The following is a 21,827-nucleotide window of genomic DNA, read 5'->3' as shown; positions in this document are numbered from 1 at the left end:
ATAAATAAATCGATATTTATTCTTTTTATTTTGATTCGAATGCAGGCACATTGAACCCATCAAGGCCAGACACAGCACAGGAGCCGCTTCCATGAGCCTCAAACTCGGCGATATCGCCCCCGATTTCGAACAGGATTCCAGCGCCGGCAAGATCCGTTTCCACGAATGGCTGGGCAACAGCTGGGGCGTGCTGTTCTCCCACCCGGCCGACTTCACCCCGGTGTGCACCACCGAGCTGGGCCTGACCGCCAAGCTCAAGGATGATTTCGCCAAGCGCGGGGTCAAGGCCATCGCCCTGTCGGTCGACCCGGTCGATTCGCACCACCGCTGGATCGATGACATCAACGAAACCCAGAACACCGTGGTCAACTTCCCGATCATCGCCGACGCCGACCGCAAGGTGTCCGACCTGTACGACCTGATCCACCCCAACGCCAGCGACACCCTCACGGTGCGCTCGCTGTTCGTCATCGACCCGAACAAGAAGGTGCGCCTGACCATCACCTACCCGGCCAGTACCGGGCGCAACTTCAACGAGATCCTGCGGGTTATCGACTCGCTGCAACTGACCGACAACCACAAGGTCGCCACCCCCGCCAACTGGCAGGACGGTGATGAGGTGGTGATCGTGCCGTCGCTCAAGGACGAGGACGAAATCAAGCAGCGCTTCCCGAAAGGTTACCGGGCGGTGAAACCTTATCTGCGCCTGACGCCGCAACCCAACCGTTAAGTGAATCCTCGTTGTAATGCTCTTAGCCATAGCAGGGATTTTGGGCCGTTTCGACGGCCCTTTTTTATGGGCGTCGTTTAGTGGCCTGTGATTTTGGTTATTAATAAATAGCTTCTTATTCCTTTACGGATATAACTGCCTCCTTATACTTGCACCCCAAGCACGCAAACTTTCGGAGGCGTCCCCATGCGCAATGAGTCGATTCGTTACCTGATTGTGCCGGGCTGGCAAGGATCGCCAGACAACCATTGGCAGAGTCACTGGCAGCGCAGCCTGCCCAACAGCGCCCGGGTCGAGCAGCAGGACTGGCTCACCCCGCAGCGGCTCGATTGGGTGCAGGCACTGGAGCAGGCGATCGCCGCCGAAAGCTCGCCGGTGATTCTGATTGCCCACAGCCTGGGTTGCATCACGGTCGCCCACTGGGCCGCCCAAGCCAGCCCGAGCCTGCTGCGGCGGGTGCGTGGCGCGCTGCTGGTGGCGCCGGCCGATGTCGAGCGGCCTAACTGCGCGCCGGCCTTGCGCAACTTTGCGCCGATCCCGTTGCAGGCGCTGCCATTCCCAAGCCAGGTGGTCAGCTCTGACAACGACCCTGCGGTGAGCGTGCCACGGGCCCTGCACCTGGCGCGCGCCTGGGATGCCGAGGCGGGGCTGCTGGCCAATGCCGGGCATATCAACGTCAAGTCCGGCCATGAGCGCTGGGAACAGGGCTTCGCCTACCTTTTCCGCCTGCAGGCCCGGATCGACCAGCGCGCGCTGCGGCGCGCCTGATCCGACGGCCGTTCCACGAATGCCTTGAGCCCCGGCTGCATGCGACCGGGGCGGGAGTTTTCCATGAGCTTTCACACCCCTTTCGGCCAGCCATTGCTGACCTTCCCCGAACTGGACAAGAGCCCGCTGAGCATCCGCGCCAAGGCGCTGGTATTCGTCGACCCGCGCTCACAGGCGCTGCGCCAGGCCCTCGAACGCCTGGCACCGCAGCCGCTGCCGGTATTGATCCGTGGCGAGACCGGCACCGGCAAGGAGCTGCTGGCGCGGCAGATTCACCGCGCCAGTGATCGCGCGGGGCTGTTCGTCTCGGTCAACTGCGCCGCCATCAGCCCGACCTATGCCGACGCCGAACTGTTCGGCTACAGCGCCGGTAGCCAGGGCGGTACCGCTAGCAGCCGCGCGGGCTGGTTTGGCTCGGCCAATGGCGGCACCTTGTACCTGGACGAAATCGCCGACCTGCCGCTGGCGATCCAGGGCAAGTTGCTGGCGGCGCTGGAAAACCGCGAAGTGACCCGCGTCGGTGCCGCCCAGCCGCAGCCGGTGGACGTGCGCCTGGTCGCCGCCTCCAGTATCGATCTGGCCAAGGCGGTGCAGGCCGGGCGTTTCAACGAGCGGCTCTACCATTACCTGCATGAGGGCGAGCTGGAGCTGCCGGCGCTGCGCGAACGGGTCGGTGACATCCTGCCGTTGGCCGAGTACTTCGTCGGTATCTACAGCGTGCGCCTGGACCGGCCACTGGCATTGATCAGCGAGGCCGCCCAGCAGGCGCTGGAGGCCCATGCCTGGCCGGGCAATACCCGCGAGCTGGAGAACGTCATCCACTTCGCCCTGCTGGTCAGCGACGGTGAGGAGATCCTCCCCGAGCACCTTGACCTGCCGGACGCCACCCCGCTGGCCAGCCTTGCCCGCCAGCTTGGGCAGTTGGGCCGCAGCCGCGAGGCGCAGACCCTCCGGGCCCTGCGCCAGCTGCTGAGCGAAAGCCTGGCGCAGCTGGATGAGCCCGCACCTTAGAGCACCGCCTGGCGGCTCATAAGTAAAGGCGTTGATGGCCATTTGTTTTTGGAATAAGCAGCTAAATAAAAGATATTGTTCCGGAATAAAAAATCCCGGTATCGTCCGTTTCACGCCCACCCGAACGGGTGGGCACCTGACGTAGCCATCTGCGATGGCCCAGCTCGATAACAAGGATCGCCATGAAAAAGACCCTGCTGACCACCGCCCTGGCCGCCGCCCTTTCGTTTGCAGGCCTGGCCTCTGCCGCCGACAAACTGGTGGTCGCCGCCACGCCGGTACCCCACGCTGAAATCCTCGAACTGATCAAGCCGACCCTGGCCAAAGAAGGCGTCGACCTGCAGATCAAAGTGTTCACCGACTACGTGCAGCCCAACGTGCAGGTCGACCAGAAGCGCCTGGACGCCAACTACTTCCAGACCCTGCCGTACCTGCAGAACTTCAACGAAGGCAAAGGTACGCACCTGGAGACTGTCATCGGCGTGCACGTCGAACCCTTCGGTGGCTACTCGAAGAAGGTCAAGTCCCTGGCCGAGCTGAAGGAAGGCGCCACCGTTGCCATCCCCAACGAAGGCAGCAACAGCGGCCGCGCCCTGCTCCTGCTGCAGAAGGCTGGGCTGATCACCCTGAAAGACCCGAAGAACGCCCTGGCGACCCCGAAAGACATCGCCGAGAACCCGAAAAAGCTCAAGTTCCGCGAGCTGGAATCGGCCATGCTGCCGCGCGTGCTGGACCAGGTCGACCTGGACATGATCAACACCAACTACGCCCTGGAAGCCGGCCTGAACCCGGCCAAGGATGCCCTGGTGATCGAGGGTGCCGACTCGCCGTACGTGAACTTCCTGGTGGCCCGCCCGGACAACAAGGACAGCGAGGCCATCCAGAAACTGGCCAAAGCGCTGACCAGCCCGGAAGTGAAGGCGTTCATCGCTCAGAAGTACCAGGGCGCGGTACTGCCGGCGTTCTGATACGCGGCATCAGCCAAGCCTGAAACGAAAAACGCCGACGCATCTTGCGTCGGCGTTTTTGTTTTTGCCGGGAGCAGCTGTCTGGTGTTGGTTTTCTGGCCTCATCGCCGGCGAGCCGGCTCCCACAGGTACATCGTTTGCCTTGGGGAGAGCGGTACGATCCATGTGGGAGCCGGCTTGCCGGCGATTACCGGCGAAGCCGGTGCCATGCCGCGTGGTGCCTGTATCGCCAACAGTTCAGGGTTGGCCACCCAGCGCCCGGCGCAGGGCCAGCAGCCACAGCAATTGTTCATTCGCAGCAGGTGAGCAGGGGCTGTTCATCGTTCTCGTCCTTGTAAGTTGATGGGCCATGCAAGTCACAGTTTGGAATCTGTTTGAGGGGCGGATCGCGGGAAAGGTCCCAAGTTGAAGCAGGAAATTTCCGAGGGAAACAAGCGGTGATATAGATATGCAATAAAGGTATTTATAAAAATATTTTTATACCTTTAGAGTCTATAAATCGTGCCTACCGGCACAGCGCCACTATGTGTTGAACGACGCCGAGCGACCCTCGTGCCGACCTGGAACCTGCCCATGCCGTACCTCCGTAACCTTGTGTCGAGGCCCTATCCATGAGTTTCGACACCGCCTTCATGCTTAGCACATTGCCGGCGTTCTTCAAGGCGCTGGGGGTGACCTTGCAGGTCGGCTTGATCGCCATCGCCACCTCGATGCTGGTGGCGCTCCTCAACTCGGCCATCCTGGTCTTTCGCACGCCGTACCTGTGGCGCCTGGTGCAGGGCTACGTGGAGCTGGCACGCAACACGCCGCTGCTGATCCAGCTGTTCTTCGTCTACTTTGCCCTGCCGAGCGTGGGTGTGAAGATTTCCGGCTTCGCCGCGGCGATCATCACCATGACCTTCATGGGCGGCGCCTACCTCACCGAAGTGCTGCGCGCCGGTGTCGAAGCGGTGCCGCGGGCACAGCTGGAGTCCGGGCGTTCGATCGGCCTGTCCGAAGGCCAGCTGCTGCGCTATGTGATCCTGCCGCAAGCGGGCATCCTCAGCCTGCCGGCACTGTTCGCCAACTTCGTGTTCCTGCTCAAGGAGACCACCGTGGTCTCGGCGGTAGCGGTGCCGGAGATCCTCTACACCACCAAGAACTACATCGCCCTGTACTACAAGACCTACGAGATGCTCGCGGTGCTGACCCTGCTTTGCGTGCTGATCTTCCTGCCGTTGTCGCTGCTGCTGCGCCGCCTGGAAAGGAGGCTGCAACATGGCCAGTTCGGCATTTGAACTGCTGCAGGTGTCGCTGCCGCAACTGGCTGCCGGCGCCGTGCAGACCGTAGCGATTTCGGCATTGGGCATCGGCTTTGCCACCCTCGGCGGTGTGCTCTACGGCGTGCTGGCCACCCTCGGCAACCGGCTGCTGAACGCGCTGTTGCAGGTTTACCTGGAGCTGTTCCGGGCGATCCCGGTACTGGTCTGGTTGTACCTGGTGTTCTTCGGCTTGCCGATCTTCTTCGGCCTGAGCATCCCCAGCTTCTGGTGCGCGGTGCTGGTACTGGGCCTGTGGGGCGCCAGCGAAGTCGGCGAGGTGGTGCGTGGCGCGCTCGGTTCGCTGCCCCGTGGCCAGCGCGAGGCTGGGCTGTCGATCGGCCTGTCCGGCTGGCAGCTGTACGCCCATGTGCTGCTGCCGCAAGCGCTCAAACGCATGACCCCGCCGACCATCAACATCTATACGCGGATCATCAAGACCAGCTCGCTGGCGGTGCTGATCGGTGTGGTCGAGGTGATCAAGGCCGGCCAGCAGATCATCGAACGTACCTATGAGTCGGCGCTGATCTACGGCGTGCTGTTGCTGTTCTTCTTTTTCGTCTGTTACCCGCTTTCCGCCGCCTCGCGCGTGCTGGAACGCCGCTGGGCCCACTCATGAGCGCATTGATCGAATTCCACGGTTTCAACAAGTTCTTCGGCGAGCAGCAGGTGCTCGCCAACGTCGACCTTAAGGTTCGCGCCGGCGAGGTGGTGGTGATCCTCGGCCCCAGCGGCTGCGGCAAGAGCACCCTGCTGCGCTGCCTCAATGGCCTGGAACAGGCCCACAGCGGCAGCCTGCGCCTGGACGGGCAAGAGCTGCTGGCCCCAGGCACCGACTGGCGCCAGGTGCGCCAGCGGGTAGGCATGGTGTTCCAGAGCTACCACCTGTTCGGCCACATGAGCGTGCTGGACAACCTGCTGCTGGGCCCGCTCAAGGTGCAAAAGCGCGAGCGCGCCGAAGCCCAGGCCCAGGCCGAAGCGCTGCTGGCGCGGGTGGGCTTGCTGGACAAGCGCGATGCCTTCCCGCGGCAGCTGTCCGGCGGCCAGCAGCAACGCATCGCCATCGTCCGCTCGCTGTGCATGAACCCGCAGGTGATGCTGTTCGACGAAGTCACCGCAGCCCTCGATCCCGAGATGGTCAAGGAGGTGCTGCAAGTGATCCAGGGCCTGGCCCGCGACGGCATGACCCTGCTCATCGTTACCCACGAAATGGCCTTCGCCCGCGCGGTGGCCGACCGCATCGTGTTCATGGAGGCCGGCAGGATCCTTGAACAGAACCACCCCGAGCGCTTCTTCACCCAACCGCAGACCGCACGCGCGCAGCAGTTCCTGGAGAAATTCTCTTTCGTCGAAAGCCTGCCCAAGACACTGCACAAGGAACTGTCATGAACACCGCACCCTTTGCCAAACTGCTCGCTCCACTGCTTGGCCTGGCCCTGCTGGCCGGCTGCAACAAGGCCGATGAGCCGGCCAAGCCCGCTGCCGCCTCGCCCGCCACCAGCTACCTGGAAACCATCAAGGCCCGCGACAAGCTGATCGTCGGCGTGTTCACCGACAAGCCGCCGTTCGGCTTCGTCGATGAAAGCGGCCGCTACGTCGGCTTCGACACCGACATCGGCCGGCGTTTCGCCAAGGACTTGCTGGGCGACGAGAACAAGGTCGAGTTTGTCGCCGTCGAGCCCGCCAGCCGCATCCCCTTCCTGCAGAGCGACAAGGTCGACCTGATCCTCGCCAACATGACGGTCACCCCCGAGCGCAAGGAGGCGGTGGATTTCACCAACCCCAACCTGCGCGTGGCCGTGCAGGCCATCGTTGCCGACGGCAGCCCGGTGCAGAAGCTCGACGAGCTGGCCGACAAGACCATCATCGTCACCACCGGCACCACCGCCGATATCTGGCTGACCAAGCACCACCCGGACTGGAAGCTGCTCAAGTTCGAGAAGAACAGCGAGTCGCTGGCCGCCCTGGCCAATGGTCGTGGCGATGCCTATGCCCAGGACAACCTGATCCTGTTCAGCTGGGCCAAGCAGAACCCAGGCTACCGCGTGCTGCCGCAACTGCTGGGCGAGGAAGCCCCGATTGCCCCGGCGGTGAAGAAGGGTAATGCCGAGCTGCGCGACTGGGTGAATGCCGAGCTGGCCAAGCTGGGTGAGGAGAAGTTCTTGCTCAAGCTGTATGACCAGTACGTGCGCAAAGAGCTGAGCGACGACACCAAGCCCGAGAGCGTGATTGTCGAAGGGGGCAAATGGCAGGGTTGATCCTCTGATCTTGGGGCCGCTCTGCGGCCCAATCGCCGGCAAGCCGGCTCCCACATGGTCAGTGCCAGCCTCAAGCCATGCGCCTCACCTGTGGGAGCCGGCTTGCCGGCGAAAGGGCTGCGCAGCAGCCCCAGCGATATCAGCTATTGCGCGGCAACCAGTTCAGCAGGAAATCATTCACCACACCTGGGTTCTCCAGGTTGGAGATATGCCCGGCAAACGGAATCTGCGCCGCCAGGCAGCCAATCAACCGCGCCATCTCGTTCGACTCCGCCGGCGGCCTGGGAATGTCCTGGTCACCACAGATCACCATGGTCCGATCCGCAGGTAGCTCGCCGAGGCGCGCCAGCAGATCCGGCCGCCCGAAGATCACCCGCCCCATCGGGTCCAGGCTTTCGCGGATGGTCTGGGCGCTGCTTGCCTTCAACCCCGCGCGGAACTGCTCGCGCACCTCAGGCACGGTTTCCCCGCCGGCATGGAAGAAGATCGGCACCACGATATCCAGCAACGGGTCGACGAAGGTGCCGGCGGCGCTGGCGGCATCCAGCAAACCGAAGTACTTCAGCCGGGTGGCCTCTGGCTCCGCCCCCAGGTAGGTATCCAGCAGCACCAGGCGATCGACCCGTTCCGGGTGTTCGATGGCCAACTGCGCGCCCCACATGCCGCCGACCGACAGGCCGACCAGGTGGCACTTGGCGATATCCAGCGCATCGAGCAGGGCCAGATGCTGGCGGCTCAAGGCACTCATGTCGGTGGTGGTGGCCGGTGGCGCGGCGGAATCGCCGTGGCCCCACAGCTCGGGCACGATGACCCGGAAGTGCTTCGACAGCGCGTCGATCTGCGGTTGCCACATGGCGGCCGACCACAGGTAGCTATGGCCGAGCAGGACGGGGAAGCCCTGGCCCTGGTCGACGTAGCTCATGCGCGCGCCGTCGATTTCGATGAAGTGTTTTTGCATGGGTTATCTCATGGGTTGCTATTGGGGCTGCTGAGCAGCCCATCGCTGGCAAGCCAGCTCCCACAGGGGACATGCACACCTGTGGGAGCTGGCTTGCCAGCGATGGGGCGCAAAGCGGCCCGACCTAGGTGTTAATTGCCAGGCACCAACCGCAACGTGCTCTGCGCCGGGATCACCCCCATGCGCGCCTTGTGGTAGCGCCCCTCGATGTAATCCTCTGCCTGGTCGCCATAGTGCTTGTCGAACGGCACGCCGCTTTGCCCGACCGGGTTGATGGTCAAGGCCGCGCCGGCGTCGGCGAAGTCGATCACCCGCCGGGTGGAGGGGCCATAGGTGACCGGCCAGGGCGCCGGGCCGATCTTCGCCGAAAGGTTGTTCGGCACCTCGTGGGTGCCCGGGGCGGCGAAGGGGCCAACGTTGAACAACAGGTTCAGCTGCTTTTTCACCCCCAGCGGGTGGTTGTGAGTGAGGGTGTGGGCCTTGCCCCATTGCCAGTTGGCCGGGTCCTTGCCGAAGGTCTCGCCCAGGTGCTTGAGGCTGCGCTGCCAGGCCAGCCGTACGATGGCGCTGCGGTCGGTGTGCTCATTGCCGCCGCGCAGGTTCCACCAGGGTGAGGCCGGGTCGGCGGCCAGCCGTGGCAGGGCTGCGTCGATGGCACGGGTGCTGATCAGGATCGGGAACCAGGTATCGCCCAGCTCGTCATGCAGCGCAGCGAAAGCCAGTTCGTAGAGGAACTGGTTGAACAGCGTGGCGCTGGTGGAATCCAGTGGGTAGTCGCCGCGCCAGGCGGCCAACTGCTCCACCAGCTCTTTCTCTTCGTCGCCTTGGGCCACGCTGCGCAAGGTGCCCAGCAGCGGCGCCAGGGTGCGTGGGCCGTAGTCGCTGCTGGTGTCCAGCTGCAGGGCCTGGCTGTTCTGGGTGTCCCACTTGATGTCCGGGTTGTTCAGGTGGCGGTCCAGCTGGCGGCCGCGGTCGGCCAGGTTGTAGTAGCCGGGCACCGGCACCACCGCCGGTGGCTGGTAGTTGGCCGAGACGATGTAGCCGCTGGCCGGGTTCTCCTGCTGCGGGTTGACGCTGAATGGGTAGAAGCCGGGCTTGTCGGCCTGGCCGCTGCTGCCGTCGAGGATGAACGCCGGGTTCACCCCGTCCGGGCGGATCGGCAGGCGCGCCGCCGCCCACCAGCCGATATCGCCACGGGCGTTGGCCCAGACCAGGTTCAGCCCTGGCGCCTGCACCTTGGCTGCCGCTTCGCGCATCTTGCCCAGGGTGTCGGCGCGGTTGATCTGGTAGAAGCCTTCAAGGATCGGGTTGTCGGTTTCCAGGAACGCCCACCACATGGCGATGGGCGCGGCGCCGGCGCTGTTGCCCAGCACCGTGTTGACGATCGGGCCGTGGGGTGAGCGGCGCAGGGTGAGGGGCACCGGCTGCTCGCCTTTGACGGCGATCTGCTGCTCGGTTTTTTCCAGGGTCTGCCAGCGGCCGTCGACCATCACCTGCTCGGGGTTGGCCGGGTTGGTCTTTTCGGCGATCAGGTCGACGTCGTCGTTCTGGAACATGGTCAGGCTCCAGCCGAAGTCGCGGCTGTGGCCAAGCAGGGCGAACGGGTTGAGCGCCTGGAAGTAGCCGTACAGGTTGAAGCCCGGCGCCGACAGCTCGGCCTCGTACCACACCGCCGGCACCGCGAAGCTGATGTGCGGGTCGCCCGCCAGCAACGGGCGGCCGCTGCGGGTGCGGCTGCCGGCCACGGCCCAGGCATTGCTGCCCTCGAACTGGGGGATGCCGGCATCACCCAGGGCCTCGTGGCTGAGCCGTGCCAGCTGCTCCAGGCTGCGCCAGTCGGCGGCCGCCAGCGGCGTGGCGATGGCACCCTCGGGCTGCCAGTCGAGGTCGAAGATCTTCAGGTAATCGGCGCCGAGCTGGTCGCGGATGTAGGTGAGCGCGGGCTCGGTGCGAAAGGCCGCAGCGAAGCTGTAGGCCAGGTAGCCGGCGATGCTCAGGGTGTCCTCGGCGGTAAATGGGCGCGGGGTGATGCCGAGCAGGTCGAACTCCATTGGCTTGGGATGGCTGGCCTGCCACTGGTTCACGCCATCGAGGTAGGCCTGCAAGGCTATCCAGGCCGGGGCCTGGCGGTCCTGGCGCTGCACCATCAGCGCGGCCTGCTCGCGGATACGCAGGCTGCGGAACAGGGTGTCGGTGGGCAGCAACTTGTCGCCCAGCACCTCGGCCAGCTCGCCACGGGCCAGGCGGCGCATGATCTCCATCTGGAACAGGCGGTCCTGGGCGTGCACGTAACCCAGGGCGCGGTACAGGTCCTGTTCGTTCTGCGCCTGCAGGTGCGGCACGCCGCGCGCGTCATAGCGGGCGGTGACCGGCGCTTGCAGCCCGGCGAGGGCCAGTTCGCCATCGCGCTGGGGCTGCTTGCCCTGCACATACCAGTAACCGGCGCCGGCAGCGGCCACGGCAATCACCACGGCCAGCAGGGTCAGGCTGCGCTTCATCGAGACTCCTTGTGCACTCGAGCGAAAAATGTGGTCCGATCATCGGCGGATTCGCGCACTGAGCATAGCCCCAACAAGGAGTTTCCATGTCCCTCAGCGAAAAACAGAAAATGCTGCAAGGCCAGCTCTACCACGCTGGCTGCCCGGAACTTCAGGCCGAGCAGATCGCCAACAAGCACTGGATGCACCGCTACAACGCCAGCGTCGAGCTGCTCAACGAGGCCCGCCACGGGTTGCTGGTCGAGCACTTCGGCAACGTCGGCAACGGTGTGGTGATCCGCCCGCCGTTCTATTGCGACTACGGCTACAACCTCAGTGTTGGCGCCAATACCTTCATGAACTTCAACTGCGTGATCCTCGACGTGCTGCCGGTGCGCATCGGCGCCGACTGCCAGATCGGCCCGGCGGTGCAGATCTACACCGCCGATCACCCGCTCGACCCTGATCTGCGCCGCAGCGGCCTGGAAAGCGGGCGGCCGGTGACCATTGGCGACAATGTATGGATCGGCGGCGGGGCGATCATCCTGCCGGGGGTGACCATTGGCGATAACGCCGTGGTCGGCGCCGGCAGCGTGGTCACCCGCGATGTACCGGCGGGGGCGGTGGTGGTGGGTAACCCGGCGCGGGTGCGTCAGCCGGCCCAGGGGCAGTAGCAGCCCACGGCCAGGGTATTGCTGGCCTGCACCCGGCGCCCTTCATTCAGGGCCTTGAGGATCGGCTCGATGAAGCTGTTGCTCGAATTGCACACCGCGCCTTCGCTGTAGGGGCCGAAGTAGGCCAGGTCGCCGTTGCGGTCCCAGATCGCCACGGCGGGGGTGGCCGGCAGCTGTTCGCTGCCGGGCAGCCCGGCCAGGGGTTTGAGCGCAGCGAGGTTGGCGGGTAGCTGGCCGTGGCTGCCGGGCCGTTGCACCACGTGGAAGCTGACCCCCTGCGGGGCAAAGTGCTCGACCAGTTCGCCCAGGTGCTGCTGGTTGCCGACGTTGCACGGGCAGGCCGGGTCCCAGAAATGCACCACGCGGATCGGGCCGGGGCCGGCCAGTTCGGGCGGCAGGCGCAGCTGGCTGCCGTCGAACAGTGTGGCCTGGTTGTCGAAGGGGCGCAGGTAACGGGCCTGGAAGCTGTCGTAGGCCCACCACAGGGCGGCGGCGCAGAGCAGGGCGGCGAGGGCGCCGAGCAATGACTTGGAATTTGGGATGGGCATGGGCTGTCTGCAGCGCTTATGAGCAACGCATGCCGCCTGTGGGAGCGGGTTTACCCGCGAATGCGGCAGTGGCAGCACCAGTGCATTCGCGGGTAAACCCGCTCCCACAAGGGAGGCATGCCGCCCGTTGAATGGTGTTGCAGCTTGCCATGACATCAAGCAGACCTGAATATCCCAGATCAATACTCGCCTCGTTGTGGATGTACCGATGCCTGCCGCTTTCCAGCCCGACCTGTTGCGCGCCAGCCTGGCGCCGCTTGCCGAACGTCAACCGCTGTCCGCTCAAGCCCGCGATTACCAGCGCTTTTACGGCCTGGACCTGGGGGGGCCGAGCTGGCTTGGCGGCTTTTGCGCGGCGGGGTTCGAGCTGGTCGGCCAGGCCTGGCTGCCCGCGCAGCCGGTGGCGACGCTGTTCCTGCTGCACGGCTACTACGACCACATGGGCCTGTACCGGCATGTCATCGAGTGGGCATTGGCGCAGGGCTATGTGGTGATCAGCTGTGACCTGCCAGGGCATGGGCTGTCCAGCGGCGAGCGGGCCAGCATCGATGACTTCGCCCTCTACCAGCAGGCCCTCGACGCGCTGTTCGAGCAGGCGCGCCAGCTCGAGCTGCCGCACCCCTGGCACCTGTGCGGGCAAAGCACGGGCGGTGCGATCGTGGTCGATCACCTGTTGCATTGCGCCGGGCAGAGCCCGGCCGACGGTGAGGTGATCCTGCTGGCACCGCTGGTGCGCCCGCGCGCCTGGGGCTGGTCGAAGCTGAGCTACCGGGTGCTGCGCCACTTCGTCAACGGCATCGAGCGGCGCTTCAGCGAGAACACCAACGACCCGGCGTTCCTGCCTTTCCTGGAAGCCGACCCGCTACAGCCACGGCGCCTGCCGACCGCCTGGGTCGGGGCATTGATGAAATGGGTAAGGCGCATCGAGGCCGCGCCGCAGAGCACGCGGCGGCCATTGATCGTGCAGGGGGAGGCGGATGCCACGGTGGATTGGCCGTACAACCTCAAGGTGCTCAAGGCCAAGTTCGCCGAGCCGCAGATCCTGATGCTGCCCGAGGCCCGGCACCACCTGGCCAACGAGCTGCCGGGCATCCGCCAGCGCTATTTCGACTTCATTGGCCAGCGCCTGGGCTGATCAGTTCAGGTCGTTGGCGTTCTGGCCCACGGCGAGGGCGGCGCGCACCGCGCTTACCGCTGCTTTGTAGTAGGCCTGGCCGTCCGGCGACTCGGCGAAGGTGGAGAACTGTTCCAGCTCGGCGTCCGACAGGTCGCGATAGACATACAACAGGGTGTTGTCGAGGTCTTCGCCGACCTGGTTCATCAGGCGCTGGCGTTGGCCGTCGAGCAGGCTCTGGGTCTGACCGCCACCGAACAGGCCGGGGATCATCGAGCTGAGGCTGTCGGCGGCCACCCCGGCGATGGCCAGGCTGACTTCCGCGCCGGCCTCGCGCGCGGGCAGCGCCTGCGCCAGGTGGCCGATGATCAGCTGGCGATTGTCGCTGGCCTGGATCTTCGGCAGGCCCTTGGCGTTCTTGGCCAACTGGTCCTTGCGCGTGGCCAGCAGCTCGGCGGCCACCACCTTGCGCCCCAGCGGCGACTGGAAGAAGGCCAGGGCCGGTGCCGGGTTCTTGAGGGTGCTGCGCAACTGCGCCTGGGCGCGGCGGTCCATGGCCTGGGCCTGGAAACGCTGGTTGCTGTTGTTGACCAGCGCCTGGTAAACCGCAGGCGGCAAGCTGTTGCGGTAGCGCTGTTGGGCGGCGCTCACGGCATCGTTGAAATGGGCGCGCTGGTCGGGCCAGCCGGCGGCCTTGTACAGCTGATCGAGGTTGTCTGCCCAGACAGGCATGGTGCAGATCATCAGCAGAAGCAGGGAAAACAGACGGCGCATTCAGGACTCCTGTCGTCAGGCCGCCATTGTCCTTGGCATGGCGGGGCTTTGTCGAGTCGCCAGGGGCGCTTCCTGACCAAGTGGCGCTGTGCGCGGGCAGGCTGAATGGCTATGATGCGCCATGCACAATCCTTGCGAACATCCGATGCTGTCGGCAATCGTCGACGACCTGGCCACCCGTGGCTGGTCGCAGCAAACCCTCTTTCTACCCGACGGGCTGTCGCGTGAGCTCGCGCTCGAGTGCCGGCGCCGTTATGCCGAAGGCGAACTCAACCCTGCCGGGGTGGGGCGCGGCGCCGCGCAGGAAGTGCGCGAGGCGATCCGTGGCGACCAGATCCAGTGGATCGACCCTGGTGAATCCGAGGCCTGCGACCATTACCTGGGGGCCATGGACAGCCTGCGCCAGGCCATCAACCAGGGGTTGTTCCTCGGGCTCGAGGATTTCGAATGCCATTTTGCCCTGTACCCACCGGGGGCCTTCTACCGCCGCCATCTGGATCGCTTCCGCGACGACGACCGGCGTACCGTTTCTGCCGTGTTCTATCTCAATGAAGGCTGGCAGCCGGACGATGGCGGGCAGCTGCGCATGTTCCTCGACGGCGATGTCGAGCATGACGTGCAGCCGATCGCTGGCAGCCTGGTGGTGTTCCTTTCTGGCGCCATTCCCCATGAAGTCCTCCCGGCCGGGCGCGAGCGCCTGTCGCTGACGGGCTGGTTCCGCCGCCGTGGCAATGACCCGTTCTGAGTTGCCGAAAGTCCTGGTCAGCGCCTGCCTGCTGGGCCAGCCGGTGCGCTACGACGGGCGTGCCAGTGGCCACCCTGACCTGTTGCAGTGCTGGCAGGCCGAAGGCCGGGTAGTGCCGCTGTGCCCGGAAGTGGCCGGCGGCCTGCCGACACCCCGCCCTGCGGCGGAGATCCCGGGCGGGCAGGGTGGCCAGGTGCTGGACGGGCAGGCCCAGGTGCGCACGGCCAGCGGCGAGGATGTCAGCGCGGCTTTCATGGCCGGGGCGCAGCGGGCGCTGGAGCTGGTGCGCCGGCATGGCATCCGGGTGGCGGTGCTCAAGTCCGGCAGCCCGTCGTGTGGAAACCGGCAGACCTACGACGGCACTTTCACCGGGGTGAAAGTAGCGGGCGAGGGCGTCACCACGGCGTTGTTGCGCCGTGACGGGGTGCAGGTGTTCAGCGAGCTGGAGCTGGCCGAGGCCGAACGGGCGCTGGCAAGCCTGTTGTAGGCGCCAGCGTCAGCGGGGGCTCACTTCTGCGCTTGGCTCTGCAGCCATTTCTGTTCAAGCGCTGCCAGCCGGCCATCGCTCTCGATCCGCTTCAGGGCATTGTTCACGGCGCTTTCGAAGGCCGGGTTGCCTTTCTGGAAGGGGATCACCAGGTGCGGGGTACTGAATGGCTGGCTGGTTACCAGTTCAGGGTCCAGTTCAGGCTGAGGCTTGTTGAAGGCAATGTCGTACTTGCCGCTGACGACACCCGGCAAGACATCTTCAGGCGTGGCTTCCACGAACTCGGCGCGTACATCCAGCTCTTTGGCCAGGGCCTGGCCCAGCTCGATTTCGAAGCCGGTCAGGTGCTGGTCTTCTTTAAGCACATAGGGCGGTGTGTCGCTCAGCACGGCAATGCGCAGTTCGCCACGGTCGTTGATTTCGTCGATCAGTTCGGCCTGGGCCAGTGGGCAGAACAGTACTGCCAGCAGTACGCCAATGGTCAAACGCATGAAAGCCCCTTATTTGTATGGCAGGTGAATGTCATTCGCCGCAGCTTGTTCCTCGCCCGGTCGAACGCAGCCTATGACCCCAGGACCTGGGTAATGTTTAACGCCACTGCAACTATTTCTGTAGCGTTTTTCTGAACCTTCGCCGGCACAGATGAACTATGGTGAATTACCGCTTTGCTTCGTTTTAGTGATAGCGGTCAATTGAAGTGAATGAAAGGAGATGTGAATGAAAAGCCTATTTTCGCGTGCTGCCGTTGCCGGGCTGTTGATGGGGGCGTCGGTATTCGCCAGTGCCGCGGATGCACTGAAGAGTGAGCAGCCACCGGAAGGCGCCAAGGTCTTCATCGTTTCCCCCGCCGACGGCGCCACGGTCGACAAGACCTTCACCGTCAAATTCGGCATCGAGGGTATTGCCCTCAAGCCTGCCGGTGACCAGACCGCGCACAGCGGCCATCACCACCTGCTGGTGGATGTCGACAAGGCGCCGGTGGCCGACATGCCGCTGCCTACCAGCCTGATGCCCGAGAACAATGCTCCGTTGCCGGCCGGCCCGCAGGTGCTGCACTTCGGCAAGGCGCAGACCGAGGCGACCATTACCCTTACTCCGGGCAAGCACACCCTGCAACTGGTGCTGGGCGACAAGTACCACGTGCCGTTCAAGCCGAGCGTCGAGTCGCAGAAGATTACCGTCAACGTCAAGTAAGGCCGGCGTCGGGCCTGTAGGAGCGGCTTTAGCCGCGATCACCCGCAAAGCGGGTGCCATCAATCGCGTTGCCGGTTTCGCGGCTGAAGCCGCTCCCACAGGATCGAGTTCAAATCGCCAATAAAAAAGGGAGGCCACCAGGGCCTCCCTTTTTCATGCAGCCAGCAAACTTAGAACAGTACGCGCGAGCGGATAGTGCCTTTGACGTGCTGCAGTTTTTCCTGGGCCAGGTCCGAGTACTCGGCGTCGACGTCGATGACCACGTAACCGACTTTCTCGTCGGTCTGCAGGAACTGACCGGAGATGTTGATACCGTTTTCGGCGAACACTTTGTTGATTTCGCTGAGCACGCCCGGGATGTTCTCGTGGATGTGCAGCAGGCGGTGCTTGCCTGGGTGCGCCGGCAGGGCCACTTCAGGGAAGTTGACCGACGACACGGAAGTACCGTTGTCGCTGTACTTGACCAGCTTCTCGGCCACTTCCAGGCCGATGTTGGCCTGGGCTTCGGCGGTGGAACCACCGATGTGCGGGGTCAGGATCACGTTGTCCAGGCCACGCAGCGGGCTTTCGAACTCTTCATCGTTGGAGCGCGGCTCGACCGGGAACACGTCGATGGCGGCGCCGATCAGGTGCTTGTCCTTGATCGCGGCGGCCAGGTGATCCAGCTCGACCACGGTGCCACGGGCGGCGTTGATCAGGATCGAACCCTTCTTCATCGCGCGGATTTCCTTCTCGCCGATCATCCACTGGGTGGATGGCAGCTCGGGAACGTGCAGCGAGACGATGTCGGCCAGGCCCAGCAGTTCGTTCAGGCTGGTGATCTGGGTGGCGTTGCCCAGCGGCAGCTTGGTCAGCGGGTCGTAGAAGTAGACCTGCATCCCCAGGCTCTCGGCCAGTACCGACAGCTGGGTGCCGATCGAGCCGTAGCCGACGATGCCCAGCTTCTTGCCACGGATCTCGAAGGAGTTGGCCGCGCTCTTGATCCAGCCGCCACGGTGGCAGGAAGCGTTCTTCTCAGGGATGCCGCGCAGCAGCAGGATGGCTTCGGCCAGCACCAGTTCGGCGACCGAACGGGTGTTGGAGTAGGGTGCGTTGAACACCGCGATGCCGCGCTCGCGGGCTGCGCCCAGGTCGACCTGGTTGGTGCCGATGCAGAAACAGCCGACCGCGACCAGTTTCTTCGCGCAGTCAAAGACCTCTTCGGTCAGTTGGGTGCGCGAGCGGATGCCGATGAAGTGGGCATCGGCGATCTTTTCCTTCAGTTCTGCGTCCGGCAGCGAGCCGGTGAGGTATTCGATGTTGCTGTACCCGGCAGCCTTGAGGGTATCCACCGCATTCTGGTGGACGCCTTCAAGAAGAAGGAACCTGATCTTGCTCTTGTCGAGAGAAGTCTTGCTCATCTGCGTAAACCTGTATCCCGGAGAAAAATGGCGAGGGGGGTGAAGCGGCGCGGCGTCGGCCTTAGCACGAACAGCGGGAGGGCTATGCTAGCATACGCGACTCAATCTGAGCTTATCCCGACAGGTGAAGAGTACTCAGGGTGACTATGAATAAGTCGAGGGTTCCAGCGATGACCCAGCCTGCATTGATTGAAGAGCTGATGACCCTGGTCGACCCAGGCAAGGTGCTTACCGCCCCGGCCTCGCTCGACGCCTATGGCAAGGACTGGACCAAGCATTACCCGCCCGCGCCGAGCGCCATCGTTTTCCCCAAGACCACCGAGCAAGTGCAGGCCATCGTCGCCTGGGCCAACCGGCACAAGGTCGCCCTGGTGCCGTCAGGCGGGCGCACTGGCCTGTCGGGTGCCGCGGTCGCTGCCAACGGCGAAGTGGTGGTGGCCTTCGACAACATGAACCAGATCCTCGCCTTCAATGAGTTCGACCGCACCGTGGTCTGCCAGCCAGGCGTGATTACCCGCCAGTTGCAGCAGTTCGCCGAGGACCAGGGCCTGTACTACCCGGTGGACTTCGCCTCCAGCGGCTCCAGCCAGATCGGCGGCAATATCGGCACCAATGCCGGCGGCATCAAGGTCATTCGCTACGGCATGACCCGCAACTGGGTCGCCGGGCTGAAGGTTGTCACCGGCAAGGGCGAACTGCTCGAGCTCAATAAAGACCTGATCAAGAACGCCACCGGCTACGACCTGCGCCAGCTGTTCATCGGCGCCGAAGGCACGCTGGGCTTTGTGGTCGAGGCAACCATGCGCCTGGACCGCGCGCCGCGCAACCTCACGGCGATGGTGCTGGGCACGCCGGATTTCGATGCGATCATGCCGGTGCTGCACGCCTTCCAGGGCAAGCTGGACCTCACCGCGTTCGAGTTTTTCTCCGATAAAGGCCTGGCCAAGATCATGGGCCGTGGCGATGTGCCCGCGCCCTTCGCGACGGACTGCCCGTTCTATGCCTTGCTGGAGTTCGAAGCCAGCACCGAGCAGGTGGCCAACGAAGCGCTCGCCACCTTCGAGCACTGCGTCGAGCAGGGCTGGGTACTGGACGGGGTGATGAGCCAGAGCGAGACGCAGCTGAAGAACCTGTGGAAGCTGCGCGAATACCTGTCCGAGACCATCTCCCACTGGACCCCGTACAAGAACGACATCTCGGTCACCGTGTCGAAGGTGCCGGCGTTCCTGCGCGATATCGATGCCATCGTCGCCGAGCACTACCCGGATTACGAAGTGGTCTGGTACGGCCATATCGGCGACGGCAACCTGCACCTGAACATCCTCAAGCCCGAGCACATGAGCAAGGACGACTTCTTCGCCTCGTGCGCCAAGGTCAACAAGTGGGTGTTCGAGATCGTCCAGCGCTACCACGGCTCGATCTCCGCCGAGCACGGCGTGGGCATGACCAAGCGTGATTACCTGGGCTACAGCCGCTCGCCGGATGAAATTGCCTGCATGAAGGCGATCAAGGCGGTGTTCGACCCGAACGGCATCATGAATCCGGGTAAGATCTTCGCTCCCGAATAAAAAGCAGTGTTCACAGGAGTCGGCCATGAGTTACCAGCACCAGTACGTAGACGGCACGCGCATCCACTTCCCGCTGGGCAAGGTGGTGTGCATCGGCCGCAACTACGCCGAACATGCCAAGGAACTGGACAACCCAATCCCGAGCGAGCCGCTGCTGTTCATCAAACCGGGCAGTTGCGTGGTGCCCCTCGAGGGCGGTTTCAAGATCCCGACCGAGCGCGGTTCGGTGCACTACGAGGCGGAAATCGCCGTGTTGCTGGGCAAGTCGCTGTCGCCCCACCCAACCGAAGAGGAAGTGCTCGACGCCATCTCCGGCTTCGCCCCGGCGCTGGACCTGACCCTGCGCGACCTGCAGGCCAAGTTGAAGGAGAAGGGCCTGCCATGGGAGCTGTGCAAGAGTTTCGACGGCGCTTGTGTGCTGCCGCCGTTCGTTTCGGCCGGTACCTTCGAGGACCTCACCGACATCGGCATCCGCCTGACCATCAATGGCGAAGTGCGCCAGGACGGCAACAGCGCGATGATGCTCAACCCGATCGTGCCGATGATCCAGCACATGGCGGCGAACTTCTCGCTGCAGGCGGGCGACGTGATTCTCACCGGCACCCCGGCGGGCGTGGGGCCGTTCAATGTCGGTGACGAGCTGGTCCTGGAACTTCCGGGCGTCAGCCGGTTCGAAGGCCGCGTGCTCTGACTGCGTAGGCGCGACGGCAGCCCTGCTGCCGTCGTGTGGCCATCACCTGATGGCGTTTGTCGTTTTTTTCACAAACGATCCGGATAATGCGCAGTTTCGTGTTCATTTGCCGACGTTAAGGAAGACATTACGGCTCATCATCAGGACCCCGCCAATGGCTATCCCGTCCACCGCTCCTGTTCCGCCCACCCGTAAACGTCATGCGCTGCTGCGTTGGCCGGCCTGGCTCGCTGCCCTGGCGCTGATCGGCTATGGCCTGGCCGTGGCCATGCACTGGGATGACCGAGGGCTGCTGTGGATAAAAGAACGCTTCGAGACCCAGGCCGAACGCCAGGAAAGCATCTGGCTGCCGGACTATGTGGTGGACATCGACGCCAAACCGCTACCGGGCATGGAGCGCGACGAGGCCTCTGACCTGGCGTACAGCCCGCACACCCGCACCCTGTTCGCGGTGATGGGCAAGCACCCCTTCCTGGTCGAGCTGACGCTTGAAGGCGATGTGCTGCGCAAGATGCCGCTGGTAGGTTGGTCGAACCCGGAAGGCGTAGCGGTGCTGGAGGATGGCCAGATCGCTATCGTCGACGAGCGCAACCATGACCTGACCCTGGTCAAGGTGGACGCCAGCACCACGTCGCTGAACCGCGCCGACTTCCACAGTTACAACCTGGGCGATGAAGGCAAAGGCAACAAAGGCTTTGAAGCAGTGGTCTGGGACCCGATGCGCCAGCGCCTGGTGATTGGCGAAGAGCTGCCGCCGCAGCTGTACATCTGGAGCACCGATGGGCGCAGCCCGCTGAAGGGCGACAAGCAGCCGCTGGCCAGTGACGAACTCGACCTGCGCAACCTCTCGGCGCTGGGTGTCGACCCGCGCACCGGCCACCTGCTGGTGCTGTCGGCGGACTCCAACATGCTGCTTGAGCTCGATGAAAAGGGTGAACAGGTCAGCTTCATGACCCTGCTCGGCGGTTTCAATGGCCTCAAGGACCGCATCCCCCGGGCAGAGGGCGTGGCCATGGACGAGCAGGGCAACCTGTATTTTGTCAGCGAGCCCAACCTGTTCTATCGCTTCAAGAAGCACTGAGGCGCGCTCAGGGGAGCACTAGGCTGACATTAAGCTTTGCTTCAGTTGGTAGTGGTTAGATTCGTGCTCATTTTGCCGAGTTTGCCCCCATGCGCCCTAGCCGCCGTCTGATTTGTGCTGTCACCGCCTCTGTTCTACTGCTTTTCGCCGGCGCGGCAGGGCACGAGTTCCGCCTGTTCGAGCGCGGCTGGTTCAACCTCAAGACCTGGTGGCAGCCCGCGCAACAGAGCATGGGCCTGGACCGTTACCAGGTGGTGCTCGAGGCCCAGCCTGTCGCCGGGCTGGACGACGATATCTCGGCGCTGACCTACGATCCCGACCGCAAGAGCCTGTTCACCGTCACCAATGCCAAGTCCGAGCTGATCGAGTTGTCGCTGGACGGGCGCATCCTGCGCCGAATTCCGCTGACCGGCTTCGGTGATCCCGAAGCGGTGGAGTATGTGGGCCCCAGCACCTACGTGATCACCGATGAGCGCCAGCAGCGCTTGATCCGTGTGCGCCTGGATGACGACACCCTGTTCCTCGATGCCAACGACGCCGAGCAGCTCAGCCTGGGGATCGGCCTCAATGGCAACAAGGGCTTCGAGGGGCTGGCCTATGACTCGGCAGGCAAGCGCCTGTTCGTGGCCAAGGAGCGGGACCCGATGGTGATCTACGAGGTGCATGGCTTTCCCCATGACAACCCCGACAAACCCTACGCCGTGCATGTGGTGCAGGACCGCAAGCGTGACCGGCGGTTGTTCGTGAGGGATCTGTCGAGCCTGCAGTACGACGAGCGCAGCGGGCATCTGCTGGCGCTGTCGGACGAGTCGCGGCTGGTGCTGGAACTGGACGTGAAGGGCAGGCCGCTGAGCACGATGTCATTGCGCAAAGGCTTCCAGGGCTTGCAGCAGACCGTGCCCCAGGCAGAGGGGATCGCCATGGATGACGCCGGGACTCTTTACCTGGTCAGTGAGCCGAACCTGTTCTATGTGTTCAAGCAGTCGGCCAACTGAATGCCCTGACGGCCTCATCGCCGGCAAGCCGGCTCCCACAGGGTTCGTAGCGGCCTCTGTGGGAGCTGGCTTGCCAGCGATTCGAGGG

Annotated in this window: 23 protein-coding genes; 17 read left to right on the top strand and 6 right to left on the bottom strand. The window is 64.1% G+C overall.

The features are described 5' to 3' along the window. Positions 1–91 precede the first annotated feature (91 nt). From LOY51_RS25895 to LOY51_RS25860, 8 genes are all read left to right on the top strand, one after another. A complete protein-coding gene (locus LOY51_RS25895; protein WP_125465985.1) occupies positions 92–730 on the top strand; it encodes a peroxiredoxin in 639 nt (212 codons plus the stop codon). Positions 731–916: 186 nt separating this feature from the next. Then, positions 917–1,498, top strand: coding sequence for an alpha/beta hydrolase (locus LOY51_RS25890; protein WP_258643665.1), 582 nt, complete (start codon positions 917–919; stop codon positions 1,496–1,498). A gap of 63 nt (positions 1,499–1,561) precedes the next feature. After that, positions 1,562–2,509, top strand: coding sequence for a sigma 54-interacting transcriptional regulator (locus LOY51_RS25885; protein ID WP_258643664.1), 948 nt, complete (start codon positions 1,562–1,564; stop codon positions 2,507–2,509). Positions 2,510–2,691: 182 nt separating this feature from the next. Further along, complete coding sequence (locus tag LOY51_RS25880; protein ID WP_258643662.1) at positions 2,692–3,477, top strand: MetQ/NlpA family ABC transporter substrate-binding protein; 786 nt, start codon at positions 2,692–2,694, stop codon at positions 3,475–3,477. Between the two features lie 611 nt (positions 3,478–4,088). Beyond that, on the top strand, positions 4,089–4,754 hold the full coding sequence (locus tag LOY51_RS25875) for an amino acid ABC transporter permease (RefSeq protein ID WP_258643660.1): 666 nt from the start codon (positions 4,089–4,091) through the stop codon (positions 4,752–4,754). Then, positions 4,735–5,394: an amino acid ABC transporter permease gene (locus LOY51_RS25870; protein ID WP_125860990.1), complete on the top strand. Its 660-nt coding sequence runs from the start codon at positions 4,735–4,737 to the stop codon at positions 5,392–5,394. Before LOY51_RS25875 ends, LOY51_RS25870 begins: the two co-directional genes overlap by 20 nt. Continuing rightward, positions 5,391–6,164, top strand: coding sequence for an amino acid ABC transporter ATP-binding protein (locus LOY51_RS25865; protein WP_125465980.1), 774 nt, complete (start codon positions 5,391–5,393; stop codon positions 6,162–6,164). The genes LOY51_RS25870 and LOY51_RS25865 overlap by 4 nt, the downstream gene beginning before the upstream one ends. Next, positions 6,161–7,033, top strand: a complete 873-nt coding sequence (locus LOY51_RS25860) for a transporter substrate-binding domain-containing protein (RefSeq protein ID WP_110992094.1) — start codon at positions 6,161–6,163, stop codon at positions 7,031–7,033. Before LOY51_RS25865 ends, LOY51_RS25860 begins: the two co-directional genes overlap by 4 nt. A 139-nt stretch (positions 7,034–7,172) precedes the next feature. Here the strand turns inward: LOY51_RS25860 and LOY51_RS25855 are convergent, their stop codons facing one another. Both LOY51_RS25855 and LOY51_RS25850 read right to left on the bottom strand, forming a co-directional pair. Next, on the bottom strand, positions 7,173–7,991 hold the full coding sequence (locus LOY51_RS25855; protein ID WP_125860986.1) for an alpha/beta fold hydrolase: 819 nt from the start codon (positions 7,989–7,991) through the stop codon (positions 7,173–7,175). 131 nt (positions 7,992–8,122) lie between these two features. Next, the gene (locus LOY51_RS25850; RefSeq protein ID WP_258643657.1) at positions 8,123–10,489 is read right to left on the bottom strand and encodes a penicillin acylase family protein; all 2,367 of its coding nucleotides are present in this window, start codon (positions 10,487–10,489) and stop codon (positions 8,123–8,125) included. 86 nt (positions 10,490–10,575) lie between these two features. On the opposite strand from LOY51_RS25850, the gene LOY51_RS25845 reads away from it, so the two are divergent. After that, positions 10,576–11,142, top strand: a complete 567-nt coding sequence (locus tag LOY51_RS25845) for a sugar O-acetyltransferase (RefSeq protein WP_258643655.1) — start codon at positions 10,576–10,578, stop codon at positions 11,140–11,142. Here the strand turns inward: LOY51_RS25845 and LOY51_RS25840 are convergent. Further along, the gene (locus tag LOY51_RS25840; protein WP_258643653.1) at positions 11,121–11,690 is read right to left on the bottom strand and encodes a DUF6436 domain-containing protein; all 570 of its coding nucleotides are present in this window, start codon (positions 11,688–11,690) and stop codon (positions 11,121–11,123) included. The two genes, LOY51_RS25845 and LOY51_RS25840, sit on opposite strands and share 22 nt — an antisense overlap. 208 nt (positions 11,691–11,898) lie before the next feature. On the opposite strand from LOY51_RS25840, the gene bipL reads away from it, so the two are divergent. Next, positions 11,899–12,825 (top strand): phospholipase BipL, encoded by a 927-nt coding sequence (gene bipL / locus LOY51_RS25835; RefSeq protein WP_258643652.1) that lies wholly within the window; start codon positions 11,899–11,901, stop codon positions 12,823–12,825. On the opposite strand, the gene LOY51_RS25830 is transcribed toward bipL, so the two are convergent. After that, entirely contained in the window at positions 12,826–13,578 is a 753-nt protein-coding gene (locus LOY51_RS25830) for a DUF2059 domain-containing protein (RefSeq protein ID WP_110992100.1), read from the bottom strand. Positions 13,579–13,699: 121 nt separating this feature from the next. On the opposite strand from LOY51_RS25830, the gene LOY51_RS25825 reads away from it, so the two are divergent. Next, positions 13,700–14,323 (top strand): 2OG-Fe(II) oxygenase, encoded by a 624-nt coding sequence (locus LOY51_RS25825; RefSeq protein WP_125465974.1) that lies wholly within the window; start codon positions 13,700–13,702, stop codon positions 14,321–14,323. Further along, complete coding sequence (locus LOY51_RS25820; protein WP_125465973.1) at positions 14,310–14,810, top strand: 2-thiouracil desulfurase family protein; 501 nt, start codon at positions 14,310–14,312, stop codon at positions 14,808–14,810. The genes LOY51_RS25825 and LOY51_RS25820 overlap by 14 nt, the downstream gene beginning before the upstream one ends. 20 nt (positions 14,811–14,830) lie before the next feature. On the opposite strand, the gene LOY51_RS25815 is transcribed toward LOY51_RS25820, so the two are convergent. Further along, positions 14,831–15,301: a transporter substrate-binding domain-containing protein gene (locus LOY51_RS25815; protein WP_258643649.1), complete on the bottom strand. Its 471-nt coding sequence runs from the start codon at positions 15,299–15,301 to the stop codon at positions 14,831–14,833. Between the two features lie 226 nt (positions 15,302–15,527). Here LOY51_RS25815 and LOY51_RS25810 point away from each other — a divergent pair, with 226 nt between their 5' ends. Further along, the gene (locus LOY51_RS25810) at positions 15,528–16,004 is read left to right on the top strand and encodes a DUF4399 domain-containing protein (protein WP_110992104.1); all 477 of its coding nucleotides are present in this window, start codon (positions 15,528–15,530) and stop codon (positions 16,002–16,004) included. A gap of 170 nt (positions 16,005–16,174) precedes the next feature. Here LOY51_RS25810 and serA read toward each other — a convergent pair whose 3' ends face one another. Further along, positions 16,175–17,404, bottom strand: coding sequence for a phosphoglycerate dehydrogenase (gene serA, locus LOY51_RS25805; RefSeq protein WP_110992105.1), 1,230 nt, complete (start codon positions 17,402–17,404; stop codon positions 16,175–16,177). Between the two features lie 170 nt (positions 17,405–17,574). On the opposite strand from serA, the gene LOY51_RS25800 reads away from it, so the two are divergent. From LOY51_RS25800 to LOY51_RS25785, 4 genes are all read left to right on the top strand, one after another. Further along, entirely contained in the window at positions 17,575–18,972 is a 1,398-nt protein-coding gene (locus tag LOY51_RS25800; protein ID WP_258643646.1) for a D-2-hydroxyglutarate dehydrogenase, read from the top strand. 25 nt (positions 18,973–18,997) lie between these two features. Continuing rightward, complete coding sequence (locus LOY51_RS25795; protein WP_125860970.1) at positions 18,998–19,663, top strand: fumarylacetoacetate hydrolase family protein; 666 nt, start codon at positions 18,998–19,000, stop codon at positions 19,661–19,663. Positions 19,664–19,817: 154 nt separating this feature from the next. Continuing rightward, positions 19,818–20,744, top strand: a complete 927-nt coding sequence (locus LOY51_RS25790) for an SdiA-regulated domain-containing protein (protein WP_374046876.1) — start codon at positions 19,818–19,820, stop codon at positions 20,742–20,744. Positions 20,745–20,833: 89 nt separating this feature from the next. Continuing rightward, positions 20,834–21,739 (top strand): SdiA-regulated domain-containing protein, encoded by a 906-nt coding sequence (locus tag LOY51_RS25785; protein ID WP_125860968.1) that lies wholly within the window; start codon positions 20,834–20,836, stop codon positions 21,737–21,739. Positions 21,740–21,827 lie beyond the last annotated feature (88 nt).

The organism is Pseudomonas sichuanensis, from assembly GCF_024749065.1.
In the GTDB taxonomy this organism is placed as follows: domain Bacteria; phylum Pseudomonadota; class Gammaproteobacteria; order Pseudomonadales; family Pseudomonadaceae; genus Aquipseudomonas; species Aquipseudomonas sichuanensis.
Note: the sequence above shows the minus strand (reverse complement) of the source record. Positions and strands in the feature narration are given on the sequence as shown.

What these genes read in the sequence shown, in the direction of transcription:
- LOY51_RS25895 (WP_125465985.1), top strand. Translation starts at nt 92, where the DNA reads ATGAGCCTCAAACTCGGCGATATCGCCCCCGATTTCGAACAGGATTCC.
- LOY51_RS25890 (WP_258643665.1), top strand. Translation starts at nt 917, where the DNA reads ATGCGCAATGAGTCGATTCGTTACCTGATTGTGCCGGGCTGGCAAGGA.
- LOY51_RS25885 (WP_258643664.1), top strand. Translation starts at nt 1,562, where the DNA reads ATGAGCTTTCACACCCCTTTCGGCCAGCCATTGCTGACCTTCCCCGAA.
- LOY51_RS25880 (WP_258643662.1), top strand. Translation starts at nt 2,692, where the DNA reads ATGAAAAAGACCCTGCTGACCACCGCCCTGGCCGCCGCCCTTTCGTTT.
- LOY51_RS25875 (WP_258643660.1), top strand. Translation starts at nt 4,089, where the DNA reads ATGAGTTTCGACACCGCCTTCATGCTTAGCACATTGCCGGCGTTCTTC.
- LOY51_RS25870 (WP_125860990.1), top strand. Translation starts at nt 4,735, where the DNA reads ATGGCCAGTTCGGCATTTGAACTGCTGCAGGTGTCGCTGCCGCAACTG.
- LOY51_RS25865 (WP_125465980.1), top strand. Translation starts at nt 5,391, where the DNA reads ATGAGCGCATTGATCGAATTCCACGGTTTCAACAAGTTCTTCGGCGAG.
- LOY51_RS25860 (WP_110992094.1), top strand. Translation starts at nt 6,161, where the DNA reads ATGAACACCGCACCCTTTGCCAAACTGCTCGCTCCACTGCTTGGCCTG.
- LOY51_RS25855 (WP_125860986.1), bottom strand. Translation starts at nt 7,991, where the DNA reads ATGCAAAAACACTTCATCGAAATCGACGGCGCGCGCATGAGCTACGTC.
- LOY51_RS25850 (WP_258643657.1), bottom strand. Translation starts at nt 10,489, where the DNA reads ATGAAGCGCAGCCTGACCCTGCTGGCCGTGGTGATTGCCGTGGCCGCT.
- LOY51_RS25845 (WP_258643655.1), top strand. Translation starts at nt 10,576, where the DNA reads ATGTCCCTCAGCGAAAAACAGAAAATGCTGCAAGGCCAGCTCTACCAC.
- LOY51_RS25840 (WP_258643653.1), bottom strand. Translation starts at nt 11,690, where the DNA reads ATGCCCATCCCAAATTCCAAGTCATTGCTCGGCGCCCTCGCCGCCCTG.
- bipL (WP_258643652.1), top strand. Translation starts at nt 11,899, where the DNA reads ATGCCTGCCGCTTTCCAGCCCGACCTGTTGCGCGCCAGCCTGGCGCCG.
- LOY51_RS25830 (WP_110992100.1), bottom strand. Translation starts at nt 13,578, where the DNA reads ATGCGCCGTCTGTTTTCCCTGCTTCTGCTGATGATCTGCACCATGCCT.
- LOY51_RS25825 (WP_125465974.1), top strand. Translation starts at nt 13,700, where the DNA reads ATGCACAATCCTTGCGAACATCCGATGCTGTCGGCAATCGTCGACGAC.
- LOY51_RS25820 (WP_125465973.1), top strand. Translation starts at nt 14,310, where the DNA reads ATGACCCGTTCTGAGTTGCCGAAAGTCCTGGTCAGCGCCTGCCTGCTG.
- LOY51_RS25815 (WP_258643649.1), bottom strand. Translation starts at nt 15,301, where the DNA reads ATGCGTTTGACCATTGGCGTACTGCTGGCAGTACTGTTCTGCCCACTG.
- LOY51_RS25810 (WP_110992104.1), top strand. Translation starts at nt 15,528, where the DNA reads ATGAAAAGCCTATTTTCGCGTGCTGCCGTTGCCGGGCTGTTGATGGGG.
- serA (WP_110992105.1), bottom strand. Translation starts at nt 17,404, where the DNA reads ATGAGCAAGACTTCTCTCGACAAGAGCAAGATCAGGTTCCTTCTTCTT.
- LOY51_RS25800 (WP_258643646.1), top strand. Translation starts at nt 17,575, where the DNA reads ATGACCCAGCCTGCATTGATTGAAGAGCTGATGACCCTGGTCGACCCA.
- LOY51_RS25795 (WP_125860970.1), top strand. Translation starts at nt 18,998, where the DNA reads ATGAGTTACCAGCACCAGTACGTAGACGGCACGCGCATCCACTTCCCG.
- LOY51_RS25790 (WP_374046876.1), top strand. Translation starts at nt 19,818, where the DNA reads ATGGCTATCCCGTCCACCGCTCCTGTTCCGCCCACCCGTAAACGTCAT.
- LOY51_RS25785 (WP_125860968.1), top strand. Translation starts at nt 20,834, where the DNA reads ATGCGCCCTAGCCGCCGTCTGATTTGTGCTGTCACCGCCTCTGTTCTA.